Here is a 25,954-nt window from a genome sequence, read left to right on the forward strand (position 1 = left end):
TATTTTATCCTTGCTAAATAAACATCCTTGCCATCAAAAACAGTAACATAAACCATATGTAAAGACTATATATACGTAATTCGATTAACTAAAACTAACTAAAGGATAACACACATCATATATAAAGTTAATCAAGAACAATACAAACCTATTTTTGGCTATTTTAAACCTATCACCAAAAATTTTGTTATAGGATCTCAAAATATTTCACAATCTTTTTGCCATTTTTCAGTAGATAATTTTAATGATTTACCATTAAAATTAAAAAAAAGATATCCAATACTTTCCAGTAAGAAGAAAAATAGAGTTCTTAGTTGGTAGAGTGTGTTTCTGCTATGGCATTAGAAAACTTATTGCGTGAGTGAGAATATTACTGGAGACTAAAAAAGTTTCAACGGAGCCGTTTTATGGCCTAAAAACATAGCTGGTTCAATATCTCACTCTAATAATTTTGTAACTGCGGTTACAATAAAAAACTCAAATGAGGTTGAAAGCATAGGAGTTGATATAGAAAAAATAATGTCATGCAAAAAGCAATTGATTTAAGTCAAACGATCCTAAAATGTCCTACTCCCAGTGACATGATAATGGACATAACACATAACATTACTTTAGTATTTTCAGCCCAAGAGCGTTTATATAAGGCGTTTAGCTAAACTGGTATTACACTTTCATATGAAGATATTTTTTGCATAGGTATAAACAAAGAAAAAACATGTACATTACATGTAGCTAATCCGATCAATAAAGTTTGTGAAGTTCATTTTTATTTTTCAAAATATTATAATCTTGTTATTAATTAAGTGTTTATACAACCAACTATTTTTCTATTTCATTCTTTGATGTAATGGTTGATTTTGCAAACCAAACAACTATGATTAATAGTAGAAAAATAATTCCATATAGCCAAAAAATTTCGTTGGTTGCGATTACCAGCCCCTGATTAGTAATATTTTGTGCTAGTTTGGCCGAAGCTTGAGTTTCAGAAAAACCTTGCAACTGAAACTGCTGATATGTGTATTCTAGCGTTTGTATATTTTGATTCATTAGATCAGTTAGTTGGTTGTGATGAATTGCTTCACGATGTTCCCATAATGAATTTGTTAAAGAAGTACCAATGGAAGTAGATAATGTTCTAAAAAAATTAAATAAACTTCCTGCAGCCGCTAACTTGTGAGAAGGTATATCAGTTAAAATTATTATATTCAAAGGCATAACAAAGCAAGCTATCGCAAATCCTTGAAAGAATTGGGGCCATGCAGAACTCGAAAAATCCATATTAGGCTCAAACGAGTAAGCTCTCCAAAAAAAGCACAAAGCAAAAACAATGAAACCAAAAGTCACAAGCTTCCTCATATCTAAATAAGGAACAAAACGACCGACTATTGGAGCAAGAACGATAGGAACTAAACCGATGGGAGACAATGCTAATCCTGCCCACGTTGCAGTATAACCAAAAACTCGTTGTAATAGCTGTGGTTGCATAACTAATGTTCCTATATGTAGCAAAAATGCCAAACTTATGCAAATCGTCCCTACTGTAAAATTTCTTGATCTAAATAAAGATAGATCAACAATAGGATGATTCGATGTCATTTCCCAAAGAACAAAAAAAGAAAGTGTTACTAACGCTATCACAGATAAAATAATAATTTCAGATGAATTAAACCAATCCAGTTCTTTCCCTCTATCTAAAATTAGCTGTAAACTACCAACACCAAATATTAATAAAGCAAGACCGATAGTATCTATTCGAGATTTACTTATTTCTGTTTCTCGTCCTTTTAATAATATTCTAATACTTATCCATGCTATTAGACCAATTGGCACATTTAGTAAAAAAATCCAGCCCCAAAATAAATTGTCACTTATCCATCCACCCAAAATAGGTCCGCAGACGGGAGCAATAATAATAGTCATCGACCATATTGCTAAAGACATATTTTTTTTGGAATCTGGAGAGTTAGCTAATAATAAGCTTTGAGAAAGAGGAATAATTGGTCCAGAAACCGCACCTTGTAGTACTCGTGAAATAATTAACATTTCAAGGCTGTTGGAGACACCACATAACCAAGAGGCTAAAACAAACAACAAAATTGAAAACAAAAATAACTTAACTTCCCCAAAGTACTTAGCTAGCCATCCAGATAAAGGAATTGAAATGGCATTGGATACGGCAAATGATGTAATTACCCATGTCGCTTGGCTACTTGATGTTCCTAGGTTTCCAGCAATAGTAGAGAGTGCTACATTGGCAATTGTTAAATCTAAAATTTGTAAGAAGGCCACTGTTGCCAATGCAACAATAAGCCCAATTAATTTTGCACCTGATAGATATAATGGTGACATTTTATGATTCACTGAATATTACTCTCTAAAATTAAGTTATTTTGCATAATTTCTCGTACTAGTTGCTCGAATTCATCTAAGTCGTAAGCAAGTACATCTGTTTGATATTTAATTTCTTGAGGTGAAATATCAGTAAGTAATTTTCCACTTACATCACTGGTATCCACTGTTACATACATAGATAACCCTACCCGTAATGGATATTCCTTAATTTGCTCTTTATTCAATTCAATACGAACAGGTAAACGCTGAACTACTTTAATCCAATTTCCTGTTGCATTTTGTGCTGGTAATAACGAAAATGCACTTCCCGTTCCCATAGCAATTCCTGTAATCACCCCGTCGAATTTAATATCATCTCCATAAAAATCACTAGTTAACTTAACTTTTTGTCCTATTCGAATGTGTTTTAATTGAACTTCTTTAAAGTTAGCTTCTACCCAAACTTGATCCAAAGGAACAATAACTAATAATCGTTCTCCTCTATTAACCTGTGTTCCAACTTGGACTTGGCGCCTCGAAACATATCCAGTGACAGGGGAAACAATTGTTACTCGTTTTAAGTTAAGCCAAGCTTCCTTTAGTTTAGAAATAGCTTGCTGAATACGTGGTTGTTCTAATAATGAATTCTGCATTAATAGGGCATTATTAATTTCTAACTCTTGCTTGGAAATTTTTAAGTCATTTAACGCAATTAATACATCTTGCCTAGCATGCTCTATTTCTTCTTTTGAAATAGCATTACGAGACCAAAGGCCTTCTCTCCGAGCTAAATCTTTTTCTAATTTATCTAATGTCGCTTGCTTTAATTGAATACTTGCTGACAATTTTTCAGTTGTCATTTGGATCTGTTGAATTTCTCTTATTACCTTGGCTAATTCATTTTTTGCATAACTAAAATTATTTTCAGTATCAATTGATTCTAATTGAGCGATAACATCTTTTTTTCTCACAAAGTCATTATCATCAACGTAAATGGAGGAGATTCCTCCGCTTATTTGAGTATGAATTGGAATTTGATTTCCCATAACATACGCATTATCTGTAGATTGTGTAAACCGAGAAAACATGTACCAAAAAATGAAGTATCCCATCCCTGAAACTAGGAAAATAACAGATAAAATAATCAATTTTTTATATCGTGTTAAACCATTGAATTGTCGGCCATCGGTGTTGTTTTCCATCGTACACTCCATTTACATCTTTCATTTTAATCATTGCTTCTATGAACAGCATCACAAAATGCTGTTTCATTAAGCAGACATTCCACCATCAATAACTAGAGTTTGACCCGTAATATATTTACCCCCACAACCGAGTAAAAAATTCGCAGACATAGCCACTTCCTTATTTATGTTACTTCATCTCTTGTTTGGTTATTAGATTGTGAAAAGTCAACGGCATTGTATAAATGGGTGAGTAATATTGTCTTGAAAAAATAAGCTGACTTCATTTTATAGAAAATTATTGAGTTATTTAACTCTCTATATTTCAAATGGTTATTTATTTTTTGACAATTATTTTCATTTAAAAAAAAGAATGAGAGATCTAATACAGCTAGTTTATTCAATTAAATAACCTTTGAATATGATATGTGCTCATCCAACATATATCAATTAGAGGATAAAATTCATGACTTACGACTGTGTAATCATTGGTGCTGAACTAGCTGGACAGTGTTTAGCATCATTTCTGACTAAAAAATATCACTGTTCTTATATTAGAAAGAGATGAAGGTATAGGAGACGTCTGGCGTAGATGACCAGATAGTATGCGGTTGTTTACACCAAGAGCAATGAATTAGCTACCAAGTTTAATTATGGTTGATGATCAAAAAGGGCATCGAGATAAGCATTGTAACTACCCACTAAAATAGTACATAAAAAAGTAGAAAATTCTCTATAATATTTTTAAGTAGAATTTTAAGGAGAATTTCAATATGAAAATAAAATTATTAATTAATGATATTAGAGGCTTCAAATTAAGCCCCAATAAAGGTGTTAGTTTTTATATTGAAGATGATAATACAAAAATTCTAATGGATTGTGGATCTGAATGGAGTGAGAATTTAACTCTAAATAACATAACTTATATAGTTTTATCACACGGTCATTATGATCATTCTGGTGGAATAAAACATGTAAATATAAATCAGGATGCATTAGAAAAAATAACGCTGATAGCGCATCCTGATGCATTAGAAAAAAGATATGCCATCAATCCACTAAAAACTCGATCGGATGGCAGGTTATCTTTGGAAAAATTGAAAACAAAATTTGATATAAAGTTAACAACAGAAGCTATTTGGTTAACAAAAAAAATGGTATTTCTTGGTGATGTTGGTGGATGCAAATTACCCACAGGAATTATTAAAACTGATAATAAAATAAGGTTAGACTATATTAATGATGATTCTAGTTTAGTTTATTGTTCAGAAAAGGGATTAGTCATTATTACCGGATGCAATCATGCTGGTTTGAAGAAACATATAAATAAAGCTATCAGAATAACTGGGGATAAAAGAGTTTATGCAATAGTTGGTGGATTACATTTTAATGGGCTTTCTGTATTAAAATTACCATTCGTGCTTAGAATTTTAAAAAAAACAAATACGACTAATTTTTATACATGTCATTGTACAGGTAAAATTGCAGAAAAAATATTAAATTCAAAAAAAATGTCTACTGGTGATATATTAGAGTTTATATAATCTATATTTTTTGTCTTAATGATAGTGCTATTATGTTAAAAACTTTAAATATGTGATGGCTTGTTTGTCGACCAATCACTTTACGTCCAAACAAATATAACCATCCTTTACCAGTTTAGTTTAATATAAGTGAGAACCATCACACAGACAATTATTATAGAAGAGACATCTGCCCACTTTTTTGGCGAAGATCGCTTAACACTAGGATATTGGTGTACCAGTGAGGTCATAGAAAATGACGTCATGATGTATTACTCTCTCAAGAGAATAAATGGGCAAGAAATGGTACAAAGGGTAGACTTACCATATTTGCAAAATTGAATATGAAAATTTTTTCATTCTTAAAGACTTATAAAATTAGGTTATTCAATAATAATTTTCAAATACGGGTTATTGTAAACAATGTCAGGAATTTTTAACTGTATTTCTAATTGTATGCATATCATCGTTACAATTAATTCGTTCAGGAGAATATCCAACCTGAAAATCTTTTTTCGCTCTCAATTGTGAAACTCTCTCTAAAAGAGGAATACATAATTCCTTTGTCACTCCAGGGTAGACTGTAGAGTCATATACGACTATATCCCTTTCTTTAATTTTCGTGCAATGGTTTCCGTTGCTGAAAATAAACAACTTAAATCAGGTTTATTTTTACTATCAATAGGAGTCGGAACGACAATTATATAAAAATTAGAATTTAGTAAATCATCGCTACAGTAGGTCATATTTGAAGTATTATATGTTTTTTTAATCTCTCGATTTTTTTGCTATCAATATCAAAACCTATTGTTTTATAAGTTTTAGAAAATTCAAGGAAAAGAGGTAAACCGACATACCCCATTCCTATTATTGCAATTTCAAATTCTCTATTATTTGTATTGTTCATAACAGCACCTCGTATATTAATTTTACTTAATGATCAACAATAAAATCCATTAAACTAATGTTCTTGGCCTGTACTATGATTTTACTCCAGTTTTTTAAGAGTTTAACGTGTAAGAAGTATTCTTCATTACATTCGGCAATACATTTTGCAGTGACTTTCCTTAATTCTTGTCCTATCTTTGAATAATTTTCATCGAATTTTAATAATACTTCATCAATAATTCTGATTATATGCTCTTCTCTTTTAGTATCATTAGAAGCAAATGATGCTATTTTTTCAGAAAGAGACTCACACATTTGTTGAGATACGAAGCAATCATCATAATTACAAAAGTTATCAATAAGCTTATCATTATAGATACTTCCATATAATGAAAAATAATCTGCAAATTTTAACATCCCATACCAGTATTTTAGTTTTTTATCATACTCAAATCTTTCATCATGATATTCATGAAACACGGGTCTAGTATGATGTACAGATGGGTAGCCTAATGCAGTCGAGGTATCAAAAGCGAAATAATCCGCTGCTAATGTATTTTTACCAGGTAAGTTTGGTAGAAACTCAAATAGTCGATAGACACTAACATTACCACAGTCAGGATTACCCCCATCGTCAACAGAAGTAACTAAGGAAATAACATCATTTTGAGGAACAGGTTGCTCTAATTTGAATATATCATCGCAAATATCAATAATATGCTCAGATTTAAAACCAAGTAGTTCATATATTTTATAAACATAGTCATACGACACTTTTGCAAAATCTTTTACATCAAGATTCCACTCACCTAAGTAATTCCCTCCAACCACAAGTATTCGTCTTTTATTGTTTATATCTTGTTTAAGATTTTTGATATCCAAGTCGTTAGCTATTTCCATTATAGGTTTACCTAAATACTTTAACTCATACTCAATTGGATAGACTTCCCTAGCTTCACTCCTTCTATCAAATAACAAACAAGTATCAGAATCTCTTCTATGATAGGCGTTAGCCCCCATTGAACACGCAAATAAACCTAATTTATTCATAGCAGTAGCATAATCGGTACCTGTATAAGTAAAAATCTTATAGAAATCATCATCCATACCTTTAAAAAGTGACTTAAAGTATTTTTTCTGTACATCAACAGATAGATGTAGAATATTCAGTTTTGGATATTGATTTTTTAATGATTTAATAATTTCATTATTTTCTATAGATGAAAATTCATTGGTTTCAACTACAATTAAAGGAATATTAACTTGCAAGACATCATTTGCGTATAAAATCTCCTTAATATAACTACTAACACTATCTTTAATACTTCTATTTGTTGGTATAAAAAATACTGATTTCATAGTTACTCCTTAGTTAATTGAACTAATAATTAATTTTTTAACAAATGATAATATTTAAAATGATTTTTCAAACACATAATATTTAAAATCCTTAGCTCCCCATCTGGTAATGAGCTTTATCCACCTATAGTTTTAATGGGTAAAGAATTACATATTTGGGGGGGGTAGTAATCCATACCATCCATTCATTACGAGGTCGTGTACATTCGTGATTGGATTGATTGTAATAACTTTTATGCATCTTGTGAACGAGTGTTAAATCCAAAGCTTGAGGGTAAACCGATTGGCATACTCTCTAACAATGATGGTTGCGTAATAGCGCGATCGAATGAGTTAAAACCACTAGTGCCAATGGGGATGCCTGCCTTTAAGATTTTACCAGCTATTCGTAAGCAAGTGACCTTGTTAAGCTCTAATTACCAACTGTATGGTGATATGAGCAAGCGTGTTTTTAATACGGTGCGAGCGCATACTTCAGATGTAGAGCTTTATTCTATTGATGAAGCGTTTATTGCGTTAGACGGTTTTTCGGATGTAACGACGCATTGTCAACACATCAGGGCGGTGGTGAAACGTGATACAGGGATACCCGTCAGTATTGGTATTGCTGCAATCCGAACTTTAGCTAAAGTCGCTAACCATATTGCTAAAAAGCAAACGACTTACTGCGGTGTCTGTTATTTAACAAATGATAGTGGTTTGTTGATTGAACCTTTAAAGCAGTTTTCGTTGCAGTGAATGTTTAGGTGCGCTTTTAGCTGCATCAAAATTACCACCTAACAAATGTGATACAGATGCTTGATCGGCTTTAGTGACAAAGTCACTAATGACACCTGCCATTCCATTTGTCCTGCAACAAAATAGCTAAACAGTGACTATAGCTCGTGACTTTTGGCTAGCCAATTAAGTAATCTTGTATCCATTATTTGTTGATATAAGAGTGCTGTGCTTGCACTATGCTATCGATATTCGCGGTTTTTTCTGTATTGAAATCGATAAGGCGCTTTCAAAGAACCATGCCAAGGATGCCAAATTGAGCCATCTTGGTATTCAACATGAATATCTACCACAATTTTACCGATTTCATGAAGCAGCGCGGCATAAGCAATACCCGCCGTTCAACTATCTTCTTCGGCGCTGCGCTCTTCGGATGAAACACCAATCGGGAGTAAATAAGATTGGCGAAACTTTAATGCATATGCCATGATTTCTAGTTCATGTTCAAGCATTTCCCCCAAATACGCATGATGATGACTCTCTGAAGCAGGAAATTGTTTAACTAATTCGGCATAACGTTCAATTGGGCGCTGGTAAAGGTGTTTAAATTGAAAGGGTGAAAGTCATGTGGTGCGCTGCCAGATTGCTTTTAATAGTAGCTCGCAGCGTACGTTGGATAATAGATTTTCTGCCGTTTGTGGTACGATAAATCCATCAGGAACAACGAGTGGCGTTTCAGTTATTACTTTATTCTCTTCAACTGTTTTTTTCTCTTAACAACTTTCGACAGTTGCGCGCTTCTTCTCTTACTTCCGACAAAGAAACAGTATGTGTAGCACCAAGTCTGATTCAATGCTCTCTTTTTAAAATTAAAACGAAATATCCATGATATTGCTCCTGATTCTCTAGCGCAAAGTCCACCTCCATCGCCATAACAATCAGCTGTATTTATTTTTTTCACAGATAAAGTTGTCAGTTTTTCAATAAATCTTGCCATGAATAATTCCCCAACATTTTTTTAATGCATTGAATTATGCAGAGGGAGATAACTGAATTTAATAAAAAATACAAGACAGTTCGAGTTTTTTGCGGTGGATGTTTTGGTACAAGTTCTAATCGAGGATTGAAATGATTACTCTGGGTGAGTATAAGATTAATAAAAAAGTGGAAATAAAAAAATCCACATAACCTCATGACTACCAAGATTTTAGTGGATTCTATTATATTGCAGTGGATTCTGCCATAAAAATAAATGGCGGAAGCGCAGAGATTCGAACTCTGGGAGGGTCGCCCCTCGCCGGTTTTCAAGACCGGTGCTTTCAACCGCTCAGCCACACTTCCGCAATGGCTGTGCATATTAAAGGAGTCGGACTTAATTGTAAATAGTTAATTTAATATTTTTTATCGACTGCTTTAATTTTCACCAAATTTAGATGAAATTCAGCAAAACTAGATTGTTTACTCGCCAAAACTAGTGTTGCAATCTTATTAATCGAGTATAATACGTAGCAAATATCAAACAAAGTTTTGCAAAATGTTAAATCAAATAGAAACCGATGAAAAAGGCTATCTAAAAAATTGGCAGGATTGGTCTGTTAATTTAGTGCCAGAATTAGCTAGCAAAGAGTCGATTGAATTAACTGATGCTCATTGGGAAGTGATTTTATTTGTTCGTGATTTTTATTTAGAATATAAAACTTCGCCTGCAATTCGTGCGTTGGTTAAAGCAATGGAGAAAAAATTTGGCCCAGAAAAAGGTAATAGTCGGTATTTATATAAATTATTTCCTGATGGTCCTGCTAAACAAGCGACAAAACTTGCGGGCTTACCTAAACCAGTTAAATGTATTTAAATTAAGAGAACAATTAAACTCATGATTAGGTGGAAGATCCCCTTTATATTGCTTCTGGTGCTGGGGTATTTGCAGTACTCATTATGGTATGGTAAAAACAATATTTATGATTACCAAGATAATCTGCAAATGCTTAAAAGTCTGCATCAAGAAAATGATAAACTCAAGGCTCGCAATCAACAGATGATTGCCGAAGTTGACGATTTGCAAAAAGGTTATGAAGCAATAGAAGAACGAGCTCGCAGCCATTTGGGTATGGTTAAACCTAATGAGTATTTTTATCGAATAATTATTGATTCCAAAACACAAAAATAAGGCATTACGTGACAAATAATAGTGATATCGTTGCAATCGTTCCTGCCGCAGGAATAGGTTGCCGCATGGAAAGTCAGTTACCTAAACAATATTTAAAGATTGGTGCAATGACCATTTTGGAACACACTTTACAAAAATTATTAACTCACTCAAAAATCAGTGAGGTAGTAGTGGTTATCAACAAAGAAGATAAGCTTTTTAGCACACTTGATGTCGCATCAAAAGTTAAGGTGACTTACGGTGGTGAAACGCGTGCTGATTCTGTTTTAGCGGGTTTAAATTTAGTTGCTGAAAATAAGTGGGCGTTAGTCCATGATGCAGCAAGACCTTGTGTTACTCACCAAGACATCACTAAATTGATTAACAGAGTCTTACAAGAAGATAAAGGCGGAATATTAGCAATGCCCCTTAGTGATACGATTAAGCAAGCAGATACTAATAATCCAGATACCATTAATCACTCTGTCGATCGCACTTATTTATGGGGCGCTGCGACACCACAATTATTTAACGCAGGTGAACTTAAAGCTTGTTTAAATAGAGCATTAACTAACCATGTAGCAATTACTGATGAAGCTTCGGCGATTGAGTATTGTGGAGGACATCCATTATTAGTTGAGTGTCGTCGAGATAACATAAAAATTACTTGCCCAGAAGATTTAAACTTGGCTACATATTATTTAACTAATCAAATTTAATATAGGTAGATTATGCGAATAGGTCATGGATTTGATGTACACAAATTTGGTGGGGAAGGACCAATTATCTTAGGTGGCGTAACTATTCCTTATCAATATGGACTTATTGCCCATTCTGATGGTGATGTGGTATTACACGCCATTACCGATGCTTTAATTGGCGCATTGGCTTTAGGCGATATTGGTAAACTATTTCCTGATAGCGATCCCAAATATCAAGGTATAAACAGCCGCTTACTATTACAAGAAGTTTACCAAATTATTCAATCTAAAGGTTATCAATTAGTAAATTTAGATACGACCATTATTGCGCAAGAACCTAAAATGAGACCTCATGTCGATCAGATGCGGGTTAATATTGCCGAAGATTTAAAAGTGCATTTTGACCAAATTAGTGTTAAAGCAACCACTACAGAACAACTGGGCTTCACTGGTCGTAAAGAAGGGATAGCTTGTGAAGCAGTAGTACTATTAGCAAAAAAGTAAATACAAAATTAATGATAGGCAATATAAGTGTTAGCAGAACTTAATTATTTTTATGGTAAACCTACAGTTCATGGTTTATATAAACAGCAATATGAAGATTTCATAGTTATTGAAGAGCTCGGTTTTGATCTTACCGGTGAAGGTGAACATATTTTAGTTTATTTAGAAAAAAAAGATTGCAACACGATTTATGTCGCTGAACAGTTAGCTAAATATGTTGGTATTTCCGCTAAAAATGTAAGTTATGCCGGTCTTAAAGATCGCCAAGCAGTCACTCAACAATGGTTTAGTCTACATATGCCTGGTAAAGAAACGCCCGATTTTTCACAGTTTGATTTAGCTGGTTGTAGAATTTTGCAAATTAATCGCCACAATAAAAAATTGAAAATAGGGGCTTTAAAAGGCAATCGCTTTAAAATTATTTTAAGAAACTTGAGTGATAAACAAACGATCGAACCCAAATTAAACTTAATCAAACAATATGGTGTACCTAATTATTTTGGCGAACAACGATTTGGACGAGAACAAAATAACATCACTCAAGCGATAAAATGGGCAAGTGGAGAAATTTCAGTTAAAGACCGTAAAAAGAGAAGTTTTTATCTTTCCGCCGCGCGCAGTGCCATTTTTAATGAAATTGTAAGCCAAAGAATCGAACAAAATATTCAACAGACCATCCTTGATGGTGATATATTACAGCTATCTAAAAGTAATAGTTGGTTTGTATCTAGTTCAGATGAATTACCACTGTTACAACAACGTTTGCAAAATAGCGAAATTAATATTACTGCACCTATGGTCGGCGATTCACCATTGGGCACCACATCAGTTGCTTTAGAATTTGAAACAAATTGTTTAAAACGTTGGTCTTGTTTTGAAGAGTTATTTAAAAAAGAACGAATGGCAACAATAAGGCGTTCAATATTATTGCGCCCCGAACAGCTTGAATGGCAATGGATTAGTGAAAATGATATTGAGATCAGTTTCTATTTGCCTTCTGGTTGTTATGCTACAAGTGTTTTACGCGAATTGATAATTGGAAAAGAGTAATGCAAAGTTCAAAAATGCAGACTTTGATTAAGTTATTGCGCCAGCAAGGAATAAAAGATGATCGTGTTTTAGATGCTATAGCTTCGATACCGCGTGAAAATTTTGTTGATGAAGCGCTTTCTCATCAAGCCTATGATAACCGTTCTTTACCAATAGGTAGCGGTCAAACTATCTCTCAACCTTATATCGTTGCAAAGATGACTGAATTATTAAAGTTAACGCCGAGTGCTAAAGTGCTTGAAATCGGTACCGGCTCAGGATATCAAACGGCTGTGTTAGCTAAGTTGGTTGACCATGTTTGCTCAGTCGAAAGAATAAAAAGCTTACAATGGAATACTAAGCGACGGTTAAAGCAACTCGATATTCATAATATTTCAACTCGCCATGGTAATGGCTGGCAAGGTTGGCCAGAACGCGGACCTTTTGATGGAATAATTGTCACCGCAGCACCAGCTGAAGTACCACAAAAACTTCTAGCACAACTGGCTGATAAAGGGCGATTAGTAATACCTGTGGGTAAAAATAAGCAAATATTACAGCTAATCGAACGCGATGGTGACAATTTTATTACTAAAAACATCGGTGAAGTAAAATTTGTCCCTCTGATTGATGGCGATATTGAATAAATAGCCACCAAATATATTGGTGGCTTCTATTACTTATCATTTATCCTTAATTTAGGCTAAGTATTTTTCTCGCTTCGTTTGGCGTAGCGGGTTGTTTTCCAGCTTCTTTAATTATGCGAACTGCTCTTTCGACAAATTGGCTATTCGATTTTGCTAGTTCTCCTTTCGCATAATAGATATTATCTTCCATACCTATACGAATATTACCTCCCATTGCGATGGTGGCTAAAAGAATAGGTAAATGGTTAGCACCGATACCAAATGCTGACCATGTACAGTCACTTGGTAATAAGTTTTTCAAAAAGACAAGATTTTCAATTGTTGCCGCTATACCTCCTGGCGCGCCCATGCAAAGTTGGAAATGTAATGGTGCTTTTAATACCCCTTTTTTTAAATAATACAATGCATTATAAATAAAGCTTGCATCAAATACTTCAATTTCAGGTTTAACATTATGCTCTTGCATATAATGGCCAAGCTTTTCTAAAAATGGTGGCGTGTTATAAAAAACAGTCGAGTTCATCCAATTCATTGTTCCACAATCGTACGATGCCATTTCAGGTTTTACTTTGGATAAATGGATCATTCTTGTCTCATCTGTAGCATTAAGATCTCCAGATGTTGTGCAATTAATGATAATATCGCAACCAGTTTGGCGAATTAGTGAAACTGTTTCTTCAAATTTTTCAGCACTCATTGTGCCTTGACCATTTTCATCTCGCATATGAAGATGAGCAACTGCCGCACCAGCTTTCCAACATTTGTAGACATCATCAGCAATTTCTTTTGGTGTCATAGGTATTGCTTGATTATGTTCCTTAGTAGGAAATGCCCCTGTAGTTGCAACAGTTATAATAACTTTGTCATTCATAATTTAAATCCTTTTAATTAATTTTAGTATTTGGTAAGAAGAACATGGTAATGGCAGAGAATAAGAAAAATACAGCACAGATACCGATACCAACGGTAAGTCCATATTTTGCAGCAATAAAACCAAGAACGAATGGTGAAAATGCTGATATTCCACGTCCTGCATTAAAACAGAAGCCTGCGCCTAATGTTCTGACTCGAGTTGGAAATAACTCGCCAAAATAGGAACCAAATAATCCTACAAATGAAATAAAGAAGGCATAAAAAGGTCCCATTAATAATATCATCATAGGATCTTCTACCATGACGTATATAGGTAAAGTGATAGTAGTACCAATAAACGATAAGATAATTGCTTTTTTACGACCTATAATATCGGATAACCAACCAAATAAGTTATAACCGATAAACATGCCCACATTTAGTATTAAGAAAAATAATGACATCGTTTTTATATCAAGCCCACGAACTTGAACTAAAAATGTTGGGATCCAAGTGGTTGAGCCCCAGTAAGCAACAAAAGCAAAACTCGAAACAAGTGTTGCCAAAATTGTTCGTGATAATAGTTCCGGTGAGAAGATTTCTTTAATCGAAATATTACTAATATCACCTTTAGCGATTCTATCGTCTTTTTGGTTTTTCCACACTTCAGATTCAGGTACAAAAAGATAAATATAAATAGCGGCAAATATTGAACCTCCACCGGCTAAAAATAGTGCTCTCCAACCGAATTCTGGAATAATGACTGATGAAAGAAATGCGGCTATACCAGCTCCAACTGGGAATGAACTTAATACAAATGCAGCAGCTCTTCCTCGTTGTTTTGTGGGCCATGATTCAGCAATATAGGCAGCAATGATACCCCAAACTCCACCTAAGGCTAAACCAGCAGTAAAACGTAATAGCAATAAAACTATCCAATTTGGACTTAATGATATTAATGCTGTTAGTATCCCAAAAAGGATTAAACTCCAAATGAGTGATTTTCGTCGACCGTAATTGTCAGAAAACCAACCGACAATAACACTACTTAATCCTACGCCTAATAAGGTTGCAGTACCGAGTAATCCACCTTCTGACATCGACATATCCATGTCCTTCATTATAGCGGGTAATGAAACAGCTAATAATGTAATATCCATAGCGTCGAACATGTAACCAAAAAAACCACCTACAAGTACATGCCATTTATTTAGTAACTTGGTTTTCATATTGTTTTATTTCCTGTAATTTAAGACATTATTGCTATAGTTCGAGTCCATCCAGCGCTTGCTCCTTTAATTTTTATCGGCAAACATGAAACTTTAAAGCCAAATGGAGGTAATTTATCTAAATTAGTAAGTTTTTCAAGGTGATAGTACTCTTTTTCAATTCCGGCAAAATGTCCTTCCCAAATAAGTGATTTATCATGTGTCTCTTTAAATTTTTCAGCGACCAATGGCAGAGGGCTATCCCAACTCCAGGCATCAGTACCGACAACTTTAATACCTTGATTAAGTAAGTATAAAGTGGCTTCTTTTCCCATTCCGCAGCCTTTAACTAAATATTCTTTGGAACCAAAGTATTTTTGTGCACCAGATTGCACGAGAACAATATCTAAAGGTTTTAATTTATAATCAATACGATCTAATTCATCTTTTATGTCTTGAGCGGTTACGACATAACCATCAGGAAAATGTGAAAAATTCAACATGACACCATCTGAGATACACCACTCTAATGGCATTTCATCAATGGTTCTTGCTCGTTGTCCATTATTCATGGTTGGGTGATAATGCCAAGGAGCATCAAGGTGGGTTCCACTATGTGTAGTTAGTTTTATATATTCTATAGCCCAGCCTAACCCTTTGGGTAAATCATCATTGGTCGCGGTTGGGAAAAATGTTTTAATATGTTCCGATCCTTTTACATGATCCCAATAGTCGATTTCGGTTGGCATAGATGGCGGATCATTGGGAGTACGATCTTCTATATCAACACTTAAATCTATAATTTTCATTTATTGCTCCTTTTGTATTTCTAATAATCAATTGAAAATTATGGGCAATATAATATTGATTGAACGATCATTCAAATTTTTTGTTGTATAGTTTGATCTAGATCACTATTTTAAATGAACGTTCAATTATTTAATGAGGTGAAAGATTAAAAATACCGATTAATTGGATTTTAGTTAAATACAATTATGCTAATCGGAATTTAGAAATAATGTTGAATGCAGACTGATAATCATACTCAGGTTTGGTTAAAACGGCATGTAAACCTTCAATAGCATAATTATAAAGATATTTACAGGCTATTTCTGGATTACTAACAGAACATATTTCTTTGGATAAAAATTTTATTCTATCAACTTCGGCAAAAGTATTGCACATAACTCCCACTAAGAAGTCAAAGCCCCAATGAATTTGTTGTTCAGTCGACGTTGGATAAGAACGTTTAAGTTCGGTAATAAAAAACTCAGCAAATGGATCAAATTGATCACGTAATATAGAAAGCCCTAAAGCAGAGCCAGATGAAAGTAAGCGAGCAACATTAATGGCATAGTAATGCCAACCTTCACCGCCATAAAGTGTATTATAAAGATAAGGCGCTATAAAAGATTCTACAATTTTTTCAAGCGATAATGGCTGATCGCCATTAATATTCTTGTAATAATTAAGTAAATGTATTCGATCTGAACTTAATATGCCAATTCTTCGATCAATAACAGCTTTAAAAAGTTCTTCTTTAGAACCAAAGTGGTAATGTACTAATGCTAATTTTACACCGGCATCTTCGGTGATGTCTCTAATTGAAACTTCACTATAACTGGCTTTTGCAAAAAGCTTCTCGGCAGAGTCGAGTAGCTTCATTGCTGTACTATTTTTCATAATATACTACTTATTAATTTTCTTGATATTCAAGTTGGAATTTATATCTGAGTTTTTAAAAATGTATCTGTTTAATATATTATATTATGTAGATATAAAATTTATAAATTAATTTTTTGTTTTTAAAAAATCGTTGGCAAGTTAGCAATGTTAATTAAAGCTATTGATAATAAATATAATTAAAAAATAGGCAAAACTTTTTAAGTATTGCTAGATACATATAATAATCAAAGAAAAATTAGATTTTCTTTGATTATTATGATTATTTAGATTTTTAATTCAATTTAGATTTTTCTTCTGAAAGCTTCCATTCGCAAATTCCATATATTGCATTAAAGAGATAAATTAAATATTGAGTTGCGATCACAATATTATCAGTATAGAGATTTAAACCGATAACTAGCACATTAAGTAATACCCATAAATACCAGTTGAATGCGTATCTCATCATTAGTAATAATTGTGCAACGATACCTAAACCAAATATAAAGCAGTTAGTAATGAGTTGATAAGAAGTATTCGTCACACCCATTTCGTTAGTTAAATAGATATTAAAAAATGCTGCTGCAATTAGGAATATTAAGGCATATAAAAATGCATTTTCATTTAAAGAGCGAACTTTAACACTCTTATTATTATCTAGATTTTTTTGCCAAGTAAACAAGCCATAAATATGGGAACCAAAATAGTAAAAAGTTGGTAAACCAGCTCCAATATTGCCACCAAGAAAATTAGCGCAACATTCAGCGATTACCGCTAGCATACCAAGCACATTACCTAAATTTTTTCGTTTAGCTAATAAGATTACACATAACAATCCACAAAATGCCCCTACGTATGATACTGCATAACGTAAGTCAAAATTATTAAATGGATCAGTATACAAAAATGCTATAGTGACACAGATAATACATAACAGTGGATAAAATTTATTTCGACCAATAGTGATAACAACATCTCTTAAATTATTCATAATTAATACTCTTCATCATTAATAAGTTGATTGACTAATTCAATACTGCGTAGATAACGTTCTTCATAATCAGGTGAGTCGATTTGAACATAACTGATATTATTTTTTTCTAATAGGGAGATAAGTAGTTGTTGAAAGTCTTTTCGCTGTTTTGGACTTCCTAAACTACGCAACCCATCAGCTACCCATGGGGTGTTATTACCTAATAATATAACTAAATCAAATCGATAGTTATTGATCATGGCTTGTAAAAATGGGTGTTCTTTACCTTCATATTTTTTGCAAAATGCTTGTGTGGTAATAAAGTCAGTATCAATAAATGACACTTTATTGGCATGTTTGATAGCAAAATCAATATATTGTGCATGGCCTAAAGCAATTTTATCGTAGTCGGCGTATTGCAATGCCCGTTCATCACCGCCAAGTTGTGAAAATACATAATCACGGCCATATTCCCAAGCACTTGTCGTATTAAACGTATTGGCTAACTTATTAACTAAAGTTGATTTACCACTAGATTCACCACCAAGAATAGCGATAGTTCTGACAAAGAATGGTCTCACTTCAGTTGGGATATATTGCCAGTTTTTTAAGGGGGCTTGGCGAATTTGCGTGCCGCTAACTTGCATAAATTGCCGAGTAGGGTCAATCAATACTGTATCTAAATCAAATAAATCTTTATACATTGCCACATCTTGTGGTTCGCTGGAATAAACACAGCTTGGGTTAATTCCCTTTTCATTGAATAATTTCTTAACCCGATCACTCCATTCTTGCCAACCATTTGGGTAGGCAGGAATACCATCCTCTTCTAAAAGCTCGATATGGATATTTTTTTGATACTTAAAGGTTTGTAATAACCAACGAATTCTATCGTTGATAGTGGGTTGGCGAGACATGGCGCTATCTTTAAATAATTCCATATCACGCATGGTATCCGAGCACAGAATAACATACAGTTCATCAACCTGGCTTATTGCACGTTGAATTAGATAAATATGGCCTGTATGCAGAGGATAAAACTTACCAAAAATTACCCCCACTTTTTTGTTTTCAGTGTTCGGACTAATTTGCAAATAATGGTGGAGCGATTGTAACTTTTGTGCGCTTGGATTTTTAATTTTATCATTAATTAGTTGACTTAGATAACCTTTGGTCATTTGGCAAGCATCAGCAACTGTCTGTAACGATAAATTTTTGCGTTTTATGGCTATTTTCAAATAATTAAAACCATTCATACCGTCTCCTTACTTTGTGTTTTTTATCTTGAACTAAATTTACATTATTTTTAATAAATGTTCAATATATTAAACAAAAAATAATTTTACTTAATTAATTTAAATTTAATAGAGATTAAATTTAAAATGGAGAGTATTTATTGTCTTAAAAAAGAAAGATAATCTTGTTATTTTAAATAACGCCAAAATTAATGGTTGAATAATTAAAAACTAAACAATATAAGGAAATAATAAAGTGAAAATAAAAAAAATTGCATTGGTAATCGCTCTGATGTCAGGAAGTGCTTGGGCAAATAACAATATTACTTTAAATAAAGTGACTTTGTTTATTCAGGGGGCTGAATTACAAGGACAATCAACTGTTTCATTAACTAAAGGTGAAAGTGAAATAGTATTAACAGGTATTGCTAATGATATTAATCCTAATTCTATCAATGTAGGTTTTGGTGAAAATAGTAATGTTCAAGTATTATCGATATCATTAAATGAAAACTACTTAGAAAATCTCAGTAAAGATGACGACATTCAATCGATCATTGAAAAACAGAATCAATTACAAGAAAAGCGTGATACGGTAGAAATCCAATTGAAAGCTGTTAATGAACAAATTTCACTTTTACACGGAAATCGTTTAGATACTTTAGCTAAAAATGGATCTGATAACTTAACAGCAATGAAAAATGTATTAGATTTTGTGAAAACAAATTTAACTACGACATTAAATGAACAAAATCGATTACAAAAAGAAGTCGATCAGCTAGATGCACAAATTAGCCAATACCAAACACAATTAGAAGAAAAGCAAACCAATAATGAAAAATTACATAATGCGGTTATAGTAAAAGTCATTTCTGAAAAGGATATGACATTACCTATTACGCTCTCATATGTCACCACCAATGCTGGCTGGGAACCTATTTATGACGTCAGAGTGGCAGATATCAGTTCACCATTAGAATTAACATATAAAGCAGAGATCCACCAAAATAGTGGTTTAGATTGGCAAAATGTTGATTTCATATTAGCGACATCTAATCCAAGTAAAGACATCAATCCGCCAGCTTTAACTCCTTGGCATATTGACGTCTATAGTGAAGGAAATGGTTTATTTTTTTCTAAATCTGAAAAAGATTCTTGGGAAGAGTATGAATCAAAATCGCAGCTGAATAATCCAGATAAAATTGGAAATGTTAACACATTAGGCATCAATACCCGTTTTGCGGTAAAATTACCTTATACCATCAAACATGCTAGTAAAAATAACATACTCACTTTACAAACCAAAGAAGTAAAAGCAAATTATCAATATGTCTCAATGCCTAAATTAGATAGTAGTGTATACTTACAAGCACAAATAAATGACTGGGACAAACTCAATTTATTATCAGGAAAAGCCCACATATTTTTCAGTGGCAACTTTATTGGCGAAAGCAACATTTCAACCGAAAAAATATTAGGGACATTAGATTTTTCATTAGGTCGTGATAAGAGTATCCTAATTTCGAGAAATCGTAATATTAAAGAAACCTCGACTCGATTATTAATTGATAATGATGTTTCAGAAAAATATGCTTATACTATTAATGTCAAAAATAGTAAAACATTACCAATTAATATTGTCGTAAACGATCAACTACCGGTCATTTTAAATAAAGCGGTTACACTTGATGATGCCAAATATGATGGTGCAAATTATGATAAACAGACCGGTTTATTAACATGGAAATTCACCTTAAACCCAAATGAAAATAAAGACCTTAATTTAAGTTTTAAAATTACTTATCCTAATGATAAAGAAAAAGACATATATGGTTTATAAAACTTATAAAACAAAGTATAAAAAATGTTAACAACTTGGCTAGAACAATTTAAGCAAAACAGTCAGATTAGTTTACTTGATCTGCATTTGGCACAATTTTTGGTTAATAAAATTGATAGTGAAAATGAAATTACCGCCAAACGTTTTGCTTTTTTAATATTATCGTTAAGTATGGAGGTGAGAGCAGGGCATGTATGCCTTGATATTACTCGCCTAGAGCAACAAAATATTGAGCCACAAATCTGGTTAGAACTTCATTCACCAGCAATTAATGATTGGGTTAACGTACTTAACATAGCGGCTAATAAACAGGTAGTCAGTTATGGCGATCAGCTTGCCCCTTTAATGTTCATTGAAAATAAACTCTATTTTCAACGTATGTGGTTAGATGAACGTTTTGTTGCGCAATATTTCAATCAAAGTCAGTTGGATGTTACTTCGGATAGCAATTTAAAACCCATACTCGACCAACTATTTACTGACCAGAGCGAAACTATTGATTGGCAAAAAATTGCCGTCGCTATTGCTTTAACGCGTAAAGTTGCCATTATCTCTGGTGGGCCAGGTACTGGTAAAACCACCACTGTAGCTAAAATTTTAGCGGGATTAGAATTAAACAGCCCATCAATAAGAATCGTGGCAGCCGCGCCAACGGGCAAAGCTGCATCAAGATTAACTGAATCATTAAGTCGTGCAATCGAACAATTGTCTTTTGAATCATTAAATATTAAAACGGAAGCCGTAACATTGCACCGCTTATTAGGTGCCAAAATTGATAATCGTTCATTTAGTTATAATAAACATAACCAATTGCATATCGATGTACTTGTCGTTGATGAAGCATCAATGGTTGATCTTAATATGATGGCAAGAATTCTTGAAGCCTTACCTGCTTCAGCTCGACTAATTTTATTAGGTGATAAAGATCAGCTCTCATCAGTTGAGGCTGGTGCGGTATTTGGAGATTTATGTCACTTTATCTCCAATGGCTATAGTCAATCAAGAGCTGAGGAGCTAAGTCGATTAACCGGATATCGCATCCCAATTGCAGACCAACCAGCAACGACAATCACTGATAGCATCTGTTTGCTAAAAAAAAGTTATCGATTCAACGAATCATCTGGTATTGGTTTATTAGCAAATGCAGTAAAAGAGGGACAGTATCTTAATGTCAAAAAATTGATTGTTGATGATAGTTTGCAGGATGTGAATTATTATGAACTCTCGTCAAACCAGACTTATCAAGCAGTTTTAAATGACTGTGTTGAGCATTATAAAGATTATTTAAATGCCATCAAACATCATCAAAACAATGATATTGCCACAATTTTAACTAAATTTGCTGAGTGTCGATTACTATGTGCCGTACGTGAAGGAAAGTTTGGTGTAGAAGGGTTAAACAAACAAATTGAACAATTATTAGCAAAACATAACCTGATCAAACTAAATCAGCGCGATCAATGGTATGTCGGTCGACCAATAATGATTTTACGTAATAGCACTTCATTAGGTCTATATAATGGTGATATAGGTATAACTTTAACTGCTGAACATGATAGCTCTAAATTACGTGTTTATTTCCCATTTTCCGATGGAACAATCAAAGGTTTTTCGCCTTATCGACTACCTGAACATGAAACGGCCTATGCAATGACAATTCACAAATCCCAAGGTTCGGAATTTGATCATGTCAATATTATTTTGCCAACCGAATTTTCACCATTATTAAATCGCTCGTTACTCTATACCGCAATAACTCGAGCGAAAAAAACAGTATCAATTTATACCAATGAAAAAATTTTAGAACGGGTAGTTAAAAGCCAAATACATCGAGAAAGTGGATTGGTTGATCAGCTAAAAAAATTAGGCAAAATAGAAATATAATGTGAGGATTAAGCAAGCACCAACTGATAATAGCTGGTGCTTTGTGATTTATTAATGGATGATCTTCGCTAAAAAGTCTTTAGCACGATCAGATTGTGGATTAGTGAAGAACTGTTCCTTAGAAGTATCTTCAATGATCTCACCGGCATCCATAAAGATAACACGATGCGCAACTTTACGAGCAAACCCCATTTCGTGGGTAACAACCATCATTGTCATCCCTTCGTAGGCTAATTCAACCATAACATCTAACACTTCGTTAACCATTTCTGGATCGAGTGCAGAAGTTGGCTCATCGAATAACATCACAATCGGATCCATACAAAGCGCACGAGCAATCGCCACACGTTGTTGTTGACCACCAGAAAGTTGAGCTGGGTATTTGTTCGCATGTGCTAACAGACCAACTCGATCTAAAAGAGAAAGTGCCTTTTCACGCGCTTCTTCATCTGATCGACCTAGTACTTTAATTTGCGCAAGTGTCAAATTTTTCAAAATTGTTAAATGAGGGAAAAGCTCAAAATGTTGAAACACCATCCCTACTTTTGAACGTAGTTTTGCTAAGTTAGTCGATGGATTAGTGATTTCTGTATCATCAATAATAATTTTACCTTGTTGGATTGGTTCTAAACCATTCACGGTTTTAATTAGCGTTGACTTACCTGAGCCAGAAGGGCCACACACAACAACAACTTCACCTTTTCCTACTTTTGTAGTACAGTTTTTTAACACTTGAAATTTTCCGTACCATTTTGATACATTTTCTAAGGTAATCATTTTTAGCCCTTCTTAAAATAACTTATTTTACGAATTAAACGTGGAGTTCCAAAACAGATAATGAAATAGGTTATAGCCACGAAAATTATCATTGAGTATTCAGCGGTTGAACCAATGTTCTCACCAATTCTCTTAACTGCTGCACCAAGTAAATCAACTAAACCAATAGTTGAAACTAACGCAGTATCTTGGAATAAAATAATGCCTTGAGTTAGCAATAATGGAACCATGGCTCTAAACGCTTGGGGTAAAATAATCAGACGCATAGATTGGCTTCTTGTCATTCCCAATGCAGAGGCGGCATGATATTGTCCTTTGCTAACAGCGTTAATCCCTGCTCGAATAATTTCAGAGTAATAAGCGGCTTCAAATAATGTAAAAGCTATTATTGCACAGCTTGTTCCTATATCCGCATCTGGTCCTAAATGAAATAGGTGTTTGATCATTTGTGGTAATGCAAAGTAAAACCACATCAATACCAATAATAAAGGTATTGAACGAAATGTGGTTACATATATTTTTGCGAAACTATTCAATATTTTATTATTGGATAAACGCATCAAAGCTAAGAATGTACCCCATATAATGCCAACTACAATAGCTGTAAATGTGATTCGAACTGTTAACCATAATCCTTGTAATAATATAGGATAATTATTCATTACAAGTGTAGGTATATCAGCAATCCATTGAAACAATTGCATAATTAACCTCCACTCATCATATTAGGTAAACGTGTTTTCTTTTCTACAAAACGCATAATCGTAATAACCGAATAATTGATAATCATATAAGTTATTGTTATAACACATAATATTTCAATGATACTATTTGTTTGATCATTCATTGATGTAATTAACCCGACAAGTTCTCTTAATCCTCCAAATTGGGAGGCAATAGATGAATTTTTTATAATATTGGTCATCTCTGATGTTAAAGTAGGCACTATTTTTCGATAGGCATTAGGTAAAAGAATATATCTATAAGTTTGAAATTTAGATAACCCTAATGCAGTAGCCGCATATCTTTGACCTATTGGTAAAGTTTGAATTCCAGTTCTAACTTGCTCGGCGATTCGAGCAGAGGTAAATAGACCTAAAGCAATAGAAACCAATATAAAAGTTTGAATATCAGGATCTAGTTCTTGTATAAACCATTCCTTAAAGCTGCCCGTTAAAAATAATGGCATGATTGTATACCAAATGAACATTTGAACAAATAATGGTATATTACGAAAAAGTTCAATGTAACCAATAGCTAATCTATTCAAAATTTTGCTATCGACAGTTCTCATTATGCCAACTATTGAACCTAGAATAAAAGCAATAATCCAAGCAGTAGCAGCCAGTGAAAGTGTAAGCATTGCACTATTCAATAGCCAATTGAAGTAAATCCCATCACCGTAAGGTGTTGATTGAAAAAATAAAGTCCAATTAAAAGTCATAATTTATGTATTTTTTATTTGGTTTATACTGAATGCGTTTAACATTCAGTATGTTGATTAGTAAGTTAATAGATTATTAATCTAAAGCTTTGTCATTAGGATTAGCGAAAAGCTCGACCATTTTCGGCGAAATTTCAAGTTCTAGGTTTACCCCACTAGGTGGAACAGGTTGTGTGAACCAACGATTATATGATTCTAATGCTTTACCTGATGTTTGTGCATTAGCAATGGTTTTATCAATTAATTGTTTAAATTGGGTATCGCCTTTTCTTAACATACAGCCATAAGATTCATAGGATAAAGGTTCGCCAATAATTTTCCATTCTGCTGGATTAATTGCTCTAGAACGTTCACCCGCTAATAATGCGTCATCCATAAGGAATGCTGAAGCACGACCAGTTTCAAGTGATTTAAAAGCATTGCCATGATCGGTAGGCGCTATAATTCGAATTTTCAATCCATCACGATTATTAATTTGATTTAGGCGTACTTCAGACGTTGTACCAGCAGTAGTCACCACATTTTTACCTTTTAAATCGTTAATACTATTGATATTGCTGTCCGCTTTAACTAAGAATCGAGTACCTACAATAAAAATAGTATCTGAAAAATCAACAACTTTTTGACGTTCTAGATTGTTTGTTGTTGAACCACATTCAAAATCATAAGTATGGTTATTAAGTAATTGTATACGAGTCTTAGAAGTGACCGGTAAATATTTAACTTTAAGATCCGGCATATTTAACTCTTTTTTAACAGCATCTACTATTAAATTAGAATAATCTTGTGAATAGCCGACAACTTCTTGTTTTTCATTATAGTAGGAAAATGGAATCGAAGATTCACGATGACCAACAACAATCACACCACTATCTTTAATTTTGGCTAATGTACCACTTAATTCTTCAGCAACAGCGGTACCACTCATTAGGCCAAGCATTGCTAATGATAACACTAATTTGGTTAATTTTGTCTTTTTGTTCATACTCATCTCCTACTGTTTAATTTGTATCATATTAAATAAATTTAATATTTTTACAAAGGGGG

25 protein-coding genes, 1 tRNA gene and 2 pseudogenes are annotated in these 25,954 nt (G+C 33.4%); 10 read left to right on the forward strand and 18 right to left on the reverse strand.

Translation table 11 applies throughout. From position 1 onward, the window contains the following. Positions 1 to 819 precede the first annotated feature (819 nt). Together DKK70_RS04475 and DKK70_RS04480 are read right to left on the reverse strand one after the other, a co-directional pair. Positions 820 to 2,349 (reverse strand): DHA2 family efflux MFS transporter permease subunit, encoded by a 1,530-nt coding sequence (locus tag DKK70_RS04475; RefSeq protein WP_110432947.1) that lies wholly within the window; start codon positions 2,347 to 2,349, stop codon positions 820 to 822. Positions 2,350 to 2,357: 8 nt separating this feature from the next. After that, positions 2,358 to 3,533, reverse strand: coding sequence for an HlyD family secretion protein (locus tag DKK70_RS04480; RefSeq protein WP_110432912.1), 1,176 nt, complete (start codon positions 3,531 to 3,533; stop codon positions 2,358 to 2,360). Between the two features lie 755 nt (positions 3,534 to 4,288). On the opposite strand from DKK70_RS04480, the gene DKK70_RS04490 reads away from it, so the two are divergent. Beyond that, on the forward strand, positions 4,289 to 5,059 hold the full coding sequence (locus DKK70_RS04490; protein ID WP_025314877.1) for an MBL fold metallo-hydrolase: 771 nt from the start codon (positions 4,289 to 4,291) through the stop codon (positions 5,057 to 5,059). Positions 5,060 to 5,464: 405 nt separating this feature from the next. Here the strand turns inward: DKK70_RS04490 and DKK70_RS17455 are convergent. Next, positions 5,465 to 5,945, reverse strand: a pseudogene (locus DKK70_RS17455) (NAD(P)-binding domain-containing protein). 26 nt (positions 5,946 to 5,971) lie between these two features. Beyond that, positions 5,972 to 7,285 (reverse strand): DUF6271 family protein, encoded by a 1,314-nt coding sequence (locus DKK70_RS16685; RefSeq protein WP_181415909.1) that lies wholly within the window; start codon positions 7,283 to 7,285, stop codon positions 5,972 to 5,974. A 198-nt stretch (positions 7,286 to 7,483) separates the two neighbouring features. Here DKK70_RS16685 and DKK70_RS04515 point away from each other — a divergent pair, with 198 nt between their 5' ends. After that, positions 7,484 to 8,023 (forward strand): Y-family DNA polymerase, encoded by a 540-nt coding sequence (locus tag DKK70_RS04515; protein WP_181415910.1) that lies wholly within the window; start codon positions 7,484 to 7,486, stop codon positions 8,021 to 8,023. Here DKK70_RS04515 and DKK70_RS17145 read toward each other — a convergent pair. The 4 genes and pseudogenes from DKK70_RS17145 to DKK70_RS04530 all read right to left on the reverse strand — a co-directional run bounded on the left by DKK70_RS17145 (position 8,000) and on the right by DKK70_RS04530 (position 9,343). Further along, positions 8,000 to 8,125, reverse strand: a complete 126-nt coding sequence (locus DKK70_RS17145; RefSeq protein ID WP_258363907.1) for a hypothetical protein — start codon at positions 8,123 to 8,125, stop codon at positions 8,000 to 8,002. The genes DKK70_RS04515 and DKK70_RS17145 overlap by 24 nt on opposite strands. Before the next feature lie 122 nt (positions 8,126 to 8,247). Continuing rightward, positions 8,248 to 8,745, reverse strand: a pseudogene (locus DKK70_RS17150) (TraI domain-containing protein); the annotation flags it as partial. Then, on the reverse strand, positions 8,745 to 8,999 hold the full coding sequence (locus DKK70_RS04525; RefSeq protein WP_110432917.1) for a DUF4102 domain-containing protein: 255 nt from the start codon (positions 8,997 to 8,999) through the stop codon (positions 8,745 to 8,747). The pseudogene DKK70_RS17150 and the gene DKK70_RS04525, both read right to left, overlap by 1 nt. A gap of 256 nt (positions 9,000 to 9,255) precedes the next feature. Next, positions 9,256 to 9,343 (reverse strand) — tRNA-Ser (locus DKK70_RS04530). A 193-nt stretch (positions 9,344 to 9,536) separates the two neighbouring features. Between DKK70_RS04530 and DKK70_RS04535 the strand changes: the two genes are divergently transcribed. The 6 genes from DKK70_RS04535 to DKK70_RS04560 are packed head-to-tail and all read left to right on the forward strand — an operon-like array spanning position 9,537 to position 13,029. Further along, entirely contained in the window at positions 9,537 to 9,854 is a 318-nt protein-coding gene (locus tag DKK70_RS04535) for a TusE/DsrC/DsvC family sulfur relay protein (protein ID WP_110422911.1), read from the forward strand. Between the two features lie 21 nt (positions 9,855 to 9,875). Next, on the forward strand, positions 9,876 to 10,169 hold the full coding sequence (gene ftsB, locus DKK70_RS04540; protein ID WP_110422912.1) for a cell division protein FtsB: 294 nt from the start codon (positions 9,876 to 9,878) through the stop codon (positions 10,167 to 10,169). A gap of 8 nt (positions 10,170 to 10,177) precedes the next feature. Beyond that, positions 10,178 to 10,867 carry a 2-C-methyl-D-erythritol 4-phosphate cytidylyltransferase gene (gene ispD, locus DKK70_RS04545; RefSeq protein ID WP_258363909.1) on the forward strand — a complete coding sequence of 230 codons (690 nt, stop codon included), beginning with the start codon at positions 10,178 to 10,180 and terminating at the stop codon, positions 10,865 to 10,867. 12 nt (positions 10,868 to 10,879) lie between these two features. Then, on the forward strand, positions 10,880 to 11,353 hold the full coding sequence (ispF, locus tag DKK70_RS04550) for a 2-C-methyl-D-erythritol 2,4-cyclodiphosphate synthase (RefSeq protein ID WP_110432918.1): 474 nt from the start codon (positions 10,880 to 10,882) through the stop codon (positions 11,351 to 11,353). Between the two features lie 27 nt (positions 11,354 to 11,380). Then, complete coding sequence (gene truD / locus DKK70_RS04555) at positions 11,381 to 12,403, forward strand: tRNA pseudouridine(13) synthase TruD (RefSeq protein WP_110432919.1); 1,023 nt, start codon at positions 11,381 to 11,383, stop codon at positions 12,401 to 12,403. Continuing rightward, on the forward strand, positions 12,403 to 13,029 hold the full coding sequence (locus DKK70_RS04560; protein WP_110432920.1) for a protein-L-isoaspartate(D-aspartate) O-methyltransferase: 627 nt from the start codon (positions 12,403 to 12,405) through the stop codon (positions 13,027 to 13,029). Before truD ends, DKK70_RS04560 begins: the two co-directional genes overlap by 1 nt. Before the next feature lie 46 nt (positions 13,030 to 13,075). On the opposite strand, the gene DKK70_RS04565 is transcribed toward DKK70_RS04560, so the two are convergent. From DKK70_RS04565 to nadR, 6 genes are all read right to left on the reverse strand, one after another. Then, positions 13,076 to 13,900, reverse strand: coding sequence for a 3-keto-5-aminohexanoate cleavage protein (locus DKK70_RS04565; RefSeq protein ID WP_110432921.1), 825 nt, complete (start codon positions 13,898 to 13,900; stop codon positions 13,076 to 13,078). 13 nt (positions 13,901 to 13,913) lie between these two features. Beyond that, positions 13,914 to 15,110, reverse strand: coding sequence for an MFS transporter (locus DKK70_RS04570; RefSeq protein WP_110432922.1), 1,197 nt, complete (start codon positions 15,108 to 15,110; stop codon positions 13,914 to 13,916). A gap of 20 nt (positions 15,111 to 15,130) precedes the next feature. Next, positions 15,131 to 15,898: a cyclase family protein gene (locus DKK70_RS04575; protein WP_110422916.1), complete on the reverse strand. Its 768-nt coding sequence runs from the start codon at positions 15,896 to 15,898 to the stop codon at positions 15,131 to 15,133. Positions 15,899 to 16,082: 184 nt separating this feature from the next. Next, positions 16,083 to 16,772 (reverse strand): TetR/AcrR family transcriptional regulator, encoded by a 690-nt coding sequence (locus DKK70_RS04580; protein WP_110432923.1) that lies wholly within the window; start codon positions 16,770 to 16,772, stop codon positions 16,083 to 16,085. Positions 16,773 to 17,046: 274 nt separating this feature from the next. After that, positions 17,047 to 17,745 (reverse strand): nicotinamide riboside transporter PnuC, encoded by a 699-nt coding sequence (gene pnuC, locus DKK70_RS04585; RefSeq protein WP_110422918.1) that lies wholly within the window; start codon positions 17,743 to 17,745, stop codon positions 17,047 to 17,049. 2 nt (positions 17,746 to 17,747) lie between these two features. Then, positions 17,748 to 18,983 (reverse strand): multifunctional transcriptional regulator/nicotinamide-nucleotide adenylyltransferase/ribosylnicotinamide kinase NadR, encoded by a 1,236-nt coding sequence (gene nadR / locus DKK70_RS04590; protein WP_110422919.1) that lies wholly within the window; start codon positions 18,981 to 18,983, stop codon positions 17,748 to 17,750. Positions 18,984 to 19,218: 235 nt separating this feature from the next. Here nadR and DKK70_RS04595 point away from each other — a divergent pair, with 235 nt between their 5' ends. Continuing rightward, positions 19,219 to 20,802, forward strand: coding sequence for a DUF4139 domain-containing protein (locus DKK70_RS04595; protein ID WP_110432924.1), 1,584 nt, complete (start codon positions 19,219 to 19,221; stop codon positions 20,800 to 20,802). 24 nt (positions 20,803 to 20,826) lie between these two features. Beyond that, positions 20,827 to 22,686: an exodeoxyribonuclease V subunit alpha gene (gene recD, locus DKK70_RS04600; protein ID WP_110432925.1), complete on the forward strand. Its 1,860-nt coding sequence runs from the start codon at positions 20,827 to 20,829 to the stop codon at positions 22,684 to 22,686. A 51-nt stretch (positions 22,687 to 22,737) separates the two neighbouring features. Here recD and DKK70_RS04605 read toward each other — a convergent pair whose 3' ends face one another. From DKK70_RS04605 to DKK70_RS04620, 4 genes are all read right to left on the reverse strand, one after another. After that, a complete protein-coding gene (locus DKK70_RS04605; protein WP_110422922.1) occupies positions 22,738 to 23,463 on the reverse strand; it encodes an amino acid ABC transporter ATP-binding protein in 726 nt (241 codons plus the stop codon). A 2-nt stretch (positions 23,464 to 23,465) separates the two neighbouring features. Beyond that, positions 23,466 to 24,167, reverse strand: a complete 702-nt coding sequence (locus DKK70_RS04610) for an ABC transporter permease subunit (protein WP_110422923.1) — start codon at positions 24,165 to 24,167, stop codon at positions 23,466 to 23,468. 2 nt (positions 24,168 to 24,169) lie between these two features. Continuing rightward, entirely contained in the window at positions 24,170 to 24,907 is a 738-nt protein-coding gene (locus DKK70_RS04615) for an amino acid ABC transporter permease (protein WP_110422924.1), read from the reverse strand. A 76-nt stretch (positions 24,908 to 24,983) separates the two neighbouring features. After that, positions 24,984 to 25,892 carry a glutamate/aspartate ABC transporter substrate-binding protein gene (locus tag DKK70_RS04620; protein ID WP_110432926.1) on the reverse strand — a complete coding sequence of 303 codons (909 nt, stop codon included), beginning with the start codon at positions 25,890 to 25,892 and terminating at the stop codon, positions 24,984 to 24,986. Positions 25,893 to 25,954: the final 62 nt, after the last annotated feature.

This window comes from Gilliamella apicola (assembly GCF_003202655.1).
GTDB lineage: Bacteria > Pseudomonadota > Gammaproteobacteria > Enterobacterales > Orbaceae > Gilliamella > Gilliamella apicola_R.

What these genes read in the sequence shown, in the direction of transcription:
- DKK70_RS17145 (WP_258363907.1), bottom strand. Translation starts at nt 8,125, where the DNA reads ATGGCAGGTGTCATTAGTGACTTTGTCACTAAAGCCGATCAAGCATCT.
- DKK70_RS04535 (WP_110422911.1), top strand. Translation starts at nt 9,537, where the DNA reads ATGTTAAATCAAATAGAAACCGATGAAAAAGGCTATCTAAAAAATTGG.
- DKK70_RS04620 (WP_110432926.1), bottom strand. Translation starts at nt 25,892, where the DNA reads ATGAACAAAAAGACAAAATTAACCAAATTAGTGTTATCATTAGCAATG.
- DKK70_RS04575 (WP_110422916.1), bottom strand. Translation starts at nt 15,898, where the DNA reads ATGAAAATTATAGATTTAAGTGTTGATATAGAAGATCGTACTCCCAAT.
- DKK70_RS04605 (WP_110422922.1), bottom strand. Translation starts at nt 23,463, where the DNA reads ATGATTACCTTAGAAAATGTATCAAAATGGTACGGAAAATTTCAAGTG.
- DKK70_RS04560 (WP_110432920.1), top strand. Translation starts at nt 12,403, where the DNA reads ATGCAAAGTTCAAAAATGCAGACTTTGATTAAGTTATTGCGCCAGCAA.
- DKK70_RS04610 (WP_110422923.1), bottom strand. Translation starts at nt 24,167, where the DNA reads ATGCAATTGTTTCAATGGATTGCTGATATACCTACACTTGTAATGAAT.
- DKK70_RS04525 (WP_110432917.1), bottom strand. Translation starts at nt 8,999, where the DNA reads ATGGCAAGATTTATTGAAAAACTGACAACTTTATCTGTGAAAAAAATA.
- ftsB (WP_110422912.1), top strand. Translation starts at nt 9,876, where the DNA reads ATGATTAGGTGGAAGATCCCCTTTATATTGCTTCTGGTGCTGGGGTAT.
- recD (WP_110432925.1), top strand. Translation starts at nt 20,827, where the DNA reads ATGTTAACAACTTGGCTAGAACAATTTAAGCAAAACAGTCAGATTAGT.
- DKK70_RS04570 (WP_110432922.1), bottom strand. Translation starts at nt 15,110, where the DNA reads ATGAAAACCAAGTTACTAAATAAATGGCATGTACTTGTAGGTGGTTTT.
- ispF (WP_110432918.1), top strand. Translation starts at nt 10,880, where the DNA reads ATGCGAATAGGTCATGGATTTGATGTACACAAATTTGGTGGGGAAGGA.
- DKK70_RS04615 (WP_110422924.1), bottom strand. Translation starts at nt 24,907, where the DNA reads ATGACTTTTAATTGGACTTTATTTTTTCAATCAACACCTTACGGTGAT.
- DKK70_RS04565 (WP_110432921.1), bottom strand. Translation starts at nt 13,900, where the DNA reads ATGAATGACAAAGTTATTATAACTGTTGCAACTACAGGGGCATTTCCT.
- DKK70_RS04475 (WP_110432947.1), bottom strand. Translation starts at nt 2,349, where the DNA reads ATGTCACCATTATATCTATCAGGTGCAAAATTAATTGGGCTTATTGTT.
- nadR (WP_110422919.1), bottom strand. Translation starts at nt 18,983, where the DNA reads ATGAATGGTTTTAATTATTTGAAAATAGCCATAAAACGCAAAAATTTA.
- DKK70_RS04480 (WP_110432912.1), bottom strand. Translation starts at nt 3,533, where the DNA reads ATGGAAAACAACACCGATGGCCGACAATTCAATGGTTTAACACGATAT.
- DKK70_RS16685 (WP_181415909.1), bottom strand. Translation starts at nt 7,285, where the DNA reads ATGAAATCAGTATTTTTTATACCAACAAATAGAAGTATTAAAGATAGT.
- DKK70_RS04490 (WP_025314877.1), top strand. Translation starts at nt 4,289, where the DNA reads ATGAAAATAAAATTATTAATTAATGATATTAGAGGCTTCAAATTAAGC.
- DKK70_RS04580 (WP_110432923.1), bottom strand. Translation starts at nt 16,772, where the DNA reads ATGAAAAATAGTACAGCAATGAAGCTACTCGACTCTGCCGAGAAGCTT.
- pnuC (WP_110422918.1), bottom strand. Translation starts at nt 17,745, where the DNA reads ATGAATAATTTAAGAGATGTTGTTATCACTATTGGTCGAAATAAATTT.